Genomic DNA, 3,275 nt, shown 5'->3' with positions numbered 1-3,275 from the left:
AATCAGAAAAAGCAAAGGGATAAAAAAAACCCTCAGACGCAAAGCGAAAGAGGGTTATAAAATAAAAAAATCCCGGCGACTACCTACTCTCCCACACAGTTACCCATGCAGTACCATCGGCGTATAGGGACTTAACTTCTCTGTTCGGAATGGTAAGAGGTGTGGCTCCCTAGCTATAATCACCGGAAAAACTTTTTATCGTTTTCAAACATAAAACGAAAGAAAAAAAGAGTACTAAAACAACATAAGAAATTGTAAAAAAAAACATACAACGAACTTTATATAAGAATATAATTTTTATTGGTTAAGTCTCACGACTTATTAGTACCACTCAACTAAATACATTACTGTACTTACATCTATGGCCTATCAACCTTGTCATCTCCAAGGAGTCTTTAGTGTCATAAATGACAGGGATATCTAATCTTGGAGTTGGCTTCGCACTTAGATGCTTTCAGCGCTTATCCATTCCGAATGTAGCTACCCAACTATACCACTGGCGTGATAATTGGCGCACTAGGGATTCGTTCATCTCGGTCCTCTCGTACTAGAGACGACTCTCCTCAAATATCCTGCGCCCGCAGAGGATAGGGACCGAACTGTCTCACGACGTTCTGAACCCAGCTCACGTACCGCTTTAATTGGCGAACAGCCAAACCCTTGGGACCTTCTTCAGCCCCAGGATGCGATGAGCCGACATCGAGGTGCCAAACCTTGCCGTCGATATGAACTCTTGGGCAAGATCAGCCTGTTATCCCCGGAGTACCTTTTATCCTTTGAGCGACGGCACTTCCATTCGCTACCGCCGGATCACTAAGTCCTACTTTCGTATCTGCTCGACCTGTATGTCTCGCAGTCAAGCTCCCTTTTGCCTTTGCACTCAACGCACGATTACCAACCGTGCTGAGGGAACCATTGAGAGCCTCCGTTACATTTTTGGAGGCGACCGCCCCAGTCAAACTACCCGCCTAACACTGTCCGGGATCCAGATTCATGGACCGCCGTTAGAATCCAAATAAGACAAGGGTGGTATTTCACCTTTGACTCCATCGAGGCTAGCGCCCCAACTTCAAAGTCTCCCACCTATGCTACACAAGCCTTACTCGAACCCAATGCTAGGGTGCAGTAAAGGTTCACGGGGTCTTTCCGTCCTTCTGCGGGTAACCGGCGTCTTCACCGGTACCACAATTTCACCGAGCCCGTGGTTGAGACAGTGCCCAAATCGTTGCACCATTCGTGCAGGTCGGAACTTACCCGACAAGGAATTTCGCTACCTTAGGACCGTTATAGTTACGGCCGCCGTTTACCGGGGCTTCGATTTAGAGCTTCGGTCCGAAGACCTAACCCCACCTCTTAACCTTCCGGCACCGGGCAGGTGTCAGTCCCTATACTTCGTCTTAATTGACTTCGCAGAGACATGTGTTTTTGTTAAACAGTCGCTTGGGCCTTTTCACTGCGGCCCCTTTCAGCTCCAAGAGTAAATCTCTTCACCTAATCGGGGCACTCCTTATCCCGAAGTTACGGAGTTAATTTGCCGAGTTCCTTAACCACGGCTCACTCGAGCACCTTAGAATACTCATCCCGCCTACCTGTGTCGGTTTGCGGTACGGTCTGATAAAACTCTCCTGTACGAAGCTTTTCTCGGCAGCATGGTTACGATCAGTTTATGGACTATTGTCCTCCCGTTCGTGCCTCAGAGTTAAGAAAGAGCGGATTTGCCTACTCTCTCCTCCTACACACTTAGACCGCCTAATCCGACAGGCGGCTGATCTTCACTTCTGCGTCCCTCCTTACAGTCAAACAAATTTTACCAGGTACGGGAATATTAACCCGTTTTCCATCGCCTACGCCTCTCGGCCTCGGCTTAGGGTCCGACTAACCCTGAGATGATTAGCATTGCTCAGGAAACCTTAGGCTTTTGGTGGACAGATTTCCCATCTGTCTTATCGTTACTTATGCCAACATTTGCTTTTCCATGCGCTCCAACATGCATCGCCACACATCTTCACTGCACATGGAATGTTCCTCTACCGATCATGCAAGCATGATCCCACAGCTTCGGCAAGTAGTTTAAGTCCCGCAAATTGTCGACGCTAAGTCGCTTGACTAGTGAGCTATTACGCACTCTTTAAATGAATGGCTGCTTCTAAGCCAACATCCTAGTTGTCTAAGCAACTCAACATCCTTTCTCTGTTAACTACTATTTGGGGGCCTTAGCTGGTGGTCTGGGTTGTTCCCCTCTCGGCTGTGAAACTTATCTCACACAGCCTGACTCCCGAGAAACATGTCTACGGCATTCGGAGTTTGTCTGGAGTTGGTACCCTTGTGAGGGCCCTAGTCCAATCAGTGCTCTACCTCCGTGACATTTTTACTCGAGGCTAGCCCTAAAGCTATTTCGAGGAATACGAGCTATCTCCGAGTTTGATTGGCCTTTCACCCCTACCCTCACCTCATCCAAATGGTTTTCAACCCATACTGGTTCGGACCTCCATCTCGTTTTACCGAGACTTCATCCTGGACAAGGGTAGATCACTCGGTTTCGCGTCTACCGCACATTACTATATCGCCCACTTCAGACTTGCTTTCGCTACGGCTTCGGTACTGAATACCTTAACCTTGCAATGTACGAGTAACTCGTTGGCTCATTATCCAAAAGGCACGCTGTCACCCCAATAAATTGGAGCTCCAACCGTTTGTAAGCATACGGTTTCAGGTACTATTTCACTCTCCTGTTAGGAGTACTTTTCACCTTTCCCTCACGGTACTTATTCACTATCGGTCACGAGAGAGTATTTAGCCTTACCAGATGGTTCTGGCAGATTCCCACAAAATTCCACTTACTTCGTGGTACTCGGGTGCTCTATTCAAAGAGTCACATTGTTTTTGCTTACAGGATTATCACCTTCTATGATTAACTTTCCCACGTTATTCAGCTAACAATATGATTTTTTACTCTCCGACTTATTTACAGTTCAGTCTAACAGAGTCCCACAACACCGATAACACAACAGCTGTAACTTTTAACATGTTAAACGGTTTAGGCTCTTTCCTTTTCGCTCGCCACTACTCAGGAAATCATTATTTATTTTCTCTTCCTCCGGGTACTTAGATGTTTCAGTTCCCCGGGTTGGCCTCACATAACCTATGTATTCAGTTATGGATTACTGAGCATTACCTCAGTAGGGTTGTCCCATTCGGAAATCCGCGGGTATTAGATTATTTCCATCTAACCGCGGCTTATCGCAGGTAATCACGTCCTTCTTCGCCTTCTCGTG

General features: G+C 47.0%; 2 rRNA genes (1 of these 2 cut by a window edge). Both read right to left on the bottom strand.

Annotation, left to right across the window (positions count from 1 at the left end):
- Nucleotides 1-70 precede the first annotated feature (70 nt).
- A 5S ribosomal RNA gene (gene rrf / locus JEY82_RS19450) occupies nucleotides 71-187 on the bottom strand.
- Between the two features lie 113 nt (nucleotides 188-300).
- Nucleotides 301-3,275 (bottom strand): 23S ribosomal RNA (locus JEY82_RS19445) (it continues 36 nt past the right edge of the window).

Origin of the sequence: Maridesulfovibrio ferrireducens (assembly GCF_016342405.1) — a bacterium.
GTDB classification, from domain to species: domain Bacteria; phylum Desulfobacterota; class Desulfovibrionia; order Desulfovibrionales; family Desulfovibrionaceae; genus Maridesulfovibrio; species Maridesulfovibrio ferrireducens_A.
This window is presented reverse-complemented; position numbering and strand designations above follow the sequence as displayed.